This window comes from Escherichia sp. KTE31, assembly GCF_000407925.1.
Classification (GTDB): Bacteria; Pseudomonadota; Gammaproteobacteria; order Enterobacterales; family Enterobacteriaceae; genus Escherichia; species Escherichia ruysiae.
Genome location: NZ_KE136730.1, coordinates 1 through 3,215 on the forward strand (window position 1 = coordinate 1; position 3,215 = coordinate 3,215).

General features: G+C 35.6%; 2 protein-coding genes and 1 pseudogene. 1 reads left to right on the forward strand and 2 read right to left on the reverse strand.

Annotation, left to right across the window (positions count from 1 at the left end):
• Positions 1–201: pseudogene (locus WES_RS00015) on the forward strand (hypothetical protein); the annotation flags it as partial.
• Between the two features lie 38 nt (positions 202–239).
• Here WES_RS00015 and WES_RS00010 read toward each other — a convergent pair.
• Both WES_RS00010 and WES_RS00005 read right to left on the reverse strand, forming a co-directional pair.
• Positions 240–1,001 (reverse strand): hypothetical protein, encoded by a 762-nt coding sequence (locus WES_RS00010; protein ID WP_015979594.1) that lies wholly within the window; start codon positions 999–1,001, stop codon positions 240–242.
• A gap of 174 nt (positions 1,002–1,175) precedes the next feature.
• Positions 1,176–2,936, reverse strand: coding sequence for an ATP-dependent nuclease (locus tag WES_RS00005; RefSeq protein WP_015979595.1), 1,761 nt, complete (start codon positions 2,934–2,936; stop codon positions 1,176–1,178).
• Positions 2,937–3,215 lie beyond the last annotated feature (279 nt).

Consider the following 3,215-nt stretch of genomic DNA (forward strand, 5'->3'; position numbering starts at 1 on the left):
GAATGGGTGCAGGGTGTGTATACGGGGCGAAAGGTTGAAGCCCGGATAACAGATGTTACTGACCTGTCAGACTGGCTGGAAGATTATGTCTTGCTGCACAGAATACTAGGTGAGATACTGCCGCTGACTGTCAAGCTGGCAGTATCCTCCACATTTTTTATAAATCTAAGGCGAAGAACGGTGGCAATATATTTGCTTTAAATTGTAAATAAGCAAATTATTCTAAGCCACAAATGATATCAATTGAGTATCGATTTTCGTTCGAATATAACCATAACGCCAAGCGTCAAATGTAAGTCATCTATATGTGATTCGTATTCATATTGGTCAGCATCAGGAGATAGTAAATGCTCTGCTGCTGTAAAAACATCAATTGTAACAGATATATCGTCTGGAATTTCTTCATTTAATTCGGATATGTATTTTTTATATTTGTTTTTTAATTTCCTTATCATGTCTTCCTTATGGTGGATTGTAGTGCAGTAATTTTTTTTAGTTGAATCATTGTATGAATGGAATGAACAGTTTAATGCTAGGCCAAGACTTGAATTTCCTGTAGGGCCTGTGTGTTTAAAGTATTCAAGATTTCTTCTTATGTCAGAAAATAAAAGACTTTTACAGGGGGCATTTCCTTTAACTTCTATTGCACATATTGGAATGTCGAAAAATGGTCTGCTGTCCAATATGGCAATATCAATTCTGCCTGATCTTGTTGTGTTTGTGTTTTTTCTGACAGTTTTTTTTGAGAATATTTTTTGGGGGTCAGACCGTTTCGATAAAGGAACTGTTGCATTAATGAATTTATTTGTATGGTACTCAAATATAACTTTGTAATCACCATGGCGAAAAGATTTTATTTCTAACAACGATAGACCTATAGATACGGTAGCTACATATTCAGTGTTTATTTTTGCACCAGACCTGAAATCCATTAAATAAGTTGCGTCGGCTGACTTTTTCATTCCATCTTTTACAGCTTTCACAATATCCATGTTATTCATATCAACACCTTTTATATTCCAGAATTATAAATCTTAATGATTGATTTGTTTGTGTGTTTAGGTTACTAGATTGACGTACTTATAGCACATTCTGATTTTGAAATCACCATCCTTGGGTAAAGCACAGCCTATCACTATTGGTTTAGTACTGTGCTGTAATAGTATCAGATTAAGTTAAATCCATTTTATGAAATCTTCCATTTCATCATATTTTTTTATTACTGCTCTAACATCTTTGCTTTCATCACATAAACAATCTAAAAGACTATCCCATTCAGTTTGTTTTTTACCAAATCCATAAACAGCCTCTATATCACCGGATTTCCATATATAGATTCCGTTATCTTTCAATTTTTGATGTATTTCATGTATATGCTTTTGTGTTTTTTCATGGTTACATATTTTGATGAAGTCTTTGCTTGAAATGCTTTTGAATGACTCAAAAGTAGTAACTTTTGTATTTAAACTAAGCTCTCCTGAGTTGATTGATTCAATCAAAGCAGTCAATAGATTATCACATTCAGTACTAAGTAAGTCTTTATGCTCTGTTAATAGAATATTTGATAAGAAATCACAATCAGCTAGAATCCTTGTTTTTATGCCGATGGCATTGATGATTTGTGACATCTTAAATAAACTACCCTTACCGTCAACGGCAACAATGCAGATTTTACTCGGGTTGAGTTCATGTCCGTTAATTTTTTTATAAAGTGCATATAGAACGTTTGTCTCTGTTTTCCCTTCAACAAGCAAAACTTCTTCAGAAAATAAAAGGTATGATGAATTAGAAAGCGTGAATGCTGAGTGCAATTGCGGTGATGAAGATTTATATAATTCTTCGATTTTTTCAGATATAGTCTTCCTTGCTATGGTTCCATTAGAATCCTTACAAACCTGAATCGCATTTGCTGCATGCTTTGCAGAAAGCATACTGGCTGAGTGAGTTGATATTATAACCTGATACCCTGATTCACTTAATGTGACAAGTGATTCTCTGACAGAATTAATGGCTGAAGGGTGTAAATATAACTCAGGTTCATCAATGAAAATCAAAGTGTTTGATTTTTTTGATTCGCTGTTTTCTTTTTTTATTTCGGCCAGGTATTGAATTAATGCCATTTGAATGGAACGTTGTGTTCCGTGACCAAATCGGCTGATATCTCTCATTACCGGTTCATCTTCCCGAGACTCAAAAACTTTCAGAGTGCCGGATTTAAATATCTCATCTAATGTCGGTGTGGGAAAGTGTAACTTTACACTTACGTCAGGAAAAAATTGGTTTACTTTTTTATTTACACCTGAGTCTATTTTATTAAGGCTTTCTAATCTGTTCTCACCGTTGTGAGAAAGATATTTACCTATTTCTGATATGTTTTTTGAAAATTTTTCTTCGTGTTCTTGTTTTATTTCAGAAACAATTGCGGAAAGTATCTTTCCTATTGTGGTCGTGTTTTTGCATTTTGTTGAGTCTTCGACAGCGTCAGACATTGCAGGGATATGAATTGGTTCCGGAAATATATTGGAGATTGCACCATCTATGCCGCCAGGGTTTTTCTTCCACGTGGTACCGTCATATACATCCAGACTTTTTTTGGCTTTTCCTGTTTCCTTATTAAATTCCTGTCTTCTTGCAAAGGTAAGAGTCCCGTCAATTATAAACGGAGCTATTTTTTGTTGATTCTCTTCTGTTAACAAAGACAGAGTATCATCTGTTATACCTTGAATAACGCCTTCAACGGATACGGGGTGTGTAGGATCGTACACATCTGATTCTGAAATCAAAGAGCCATCTAACAGCCACTTAATTGCTAAGATAATATTTGATTTTCCTGCGTTATTATAACCAACTAAAGCAGTGAAGGGGCGCAAAATAGCCGATGTTGACTTACAAGAACGAAAGTTGCTAATTGAAACTGAAGCAAGACGTACAGTCATTATTTTTCCTTAAATGTGCTATTTGTATGCAATGAGTTCATACGAAACGCTTTTTTACATTTTATAGTCGTTGCATTCAAGGGTGCATGAGATTGCATTAAGGGAAACTGTGATATGGCTTGGCTTTTGACTGGAAATACTGATGGCTCATTAGTTTTATTAAGGTGCATTAAAACCGCCCCGTGAAGCGGGCGGGCGAGGCGGGGAAAGCACTGCGCGCTGGCGGTGGTGCTGATTTTATTTTTTCAGCGTCTGAGCGCGTCGTGATGGCGTTTAGAT

Coding starts and splice junctions, on each gene's coding strand:
- WES_RS00005 (WP_015979595.1), bottom strand. CDS start 2,936: ATGACTGTACGTCTTGCTTCAGTTTCAATTAGCAACTTTCGTTCTTGT.
- WES_RS00010 (WP_015979594.1), bottom strand. CDS start 1,001: ATGAATAACATGGATATTGTGAAAGCTGTAAAAGATGGAATGAAAAAG.